Raw genomic sequence first — 402 nt, forward strand, 5'->3', positions numbered from 1 at the left:
TCGAGGCTAGTCATCTTATGGATTATCCTATTACGCGTTGTGTCTGAGGGGCGTTCGGATGCGGTGGATGAGAACGTCACCGAAGCGACGTTCTCATAATTTCAGATGACTGCTTGAGCGCCAGATCCTTCAAATCGCAACACAGGTCTCTGCGGTAGGGCCAGGAAATCATGCGGGGTTGGCAACCGCACCCCTGTTACTATTGCGCTGCCGTGCCTGCTTTATGCTGCCGATCAAGACATTTAAACGAGCTCTGCATAGAACGAATATCAGGCCGCAGTAAGCCATGCCGCCTGCAAGGGTTTCCGCGGTCAAGCGCGGATACGGGGACCAACGAATGAGCAATTCGTGGAGGAGGAAAACGACTGCAACCATTCCTGCACAGGCTATGGTAGGTCGCAG

Annotated in this window: 1 pseudogene; it reads right to left on the reverse strand. The window is 53.7% G+C overall.

From position 1 onward, the window contains the following. Window positions 1–168 precede the first annotated feature (168 nt). Window positions 169–402, reverse strand: a pseudogene (locus AF337_RS45570) (lipopolysaccharide biosynthesis protein); the annotation flags it as partial.

The sequence above is a fragment of the Rhizobium ecuadorense genome, assembly GCF_001187535.1.
GTDB classification, from domain to species: Bacteria; Pseudomonadota; Alphaproteobacteria; order Rhizobiales; family Rhizobiaceae; genus Rhizobium; species Rhizobium ecuadorense.